The following is a 480-nucleotide window of genomic DNA, read 5'->3' as shown; positions in this document are numbered from 1 at the left end:
AGAAATATGTAAAATTTTCTTCCTAGCACTTCAATAAAAGGAATTATGATAAAAAAGAGCATGCTAAATAACCCTTCCGGGCTAAAATTTTTACAATATATCATTTTCATTTCGGAAGATGCTGTTCGTATGCAATTCCTAAGATATCAAACACCGTTTTTTTTCGATATCGATGTGATTTCCGTCCATTTTTCTCAAGTAAATGGAACAAGCGAAGAAAACTTTTGGCTAACTGATTCGATTGATGTTGCATTTGGTGATATAGTACTCGAAAATAATCATGAATCATATACATGGCTTTCCATTCGCTCAGTTCTTTCTGTTTTTTCATCAGTAGTAATTGCCGCATCTGAAACATCACTGTAGAAGATAATAAGAGCGCAATTAATTTTCCGTAAATATGACACTCTAACCGTTCCTTTTTTATATTTGTATTGTGATGAATACGAAAAATCGATTTCCATGTTTTAAAAATGATTT

The 480-nt window shown here is 31.5% G+C and carries 1 pseudogene; it reads right to left on the bottom strand.

From position 1 onward, the window contains the following. Window positions 1-106 precede the first annotated feature (106 nt). Window positions 107-480, bottom strand: a pseudogene (locus LOK41_RS29425) (IS4 family transposase); the annotation flags it as partial.

This window comes from Bacillus sp. TL12, from assembly GCF_022625245.1.
Classification (GTDB): domain Bacteria; phylum Bacillota; class Bacilli; order Bacillales; family Bacillaceae_G; genus Bacillus_A.
The sequence above is the reverse complement of the archived record's forward strand: the minus strand, read 5'-3'. Positions and strand labels throughout refer to the sequence as shown.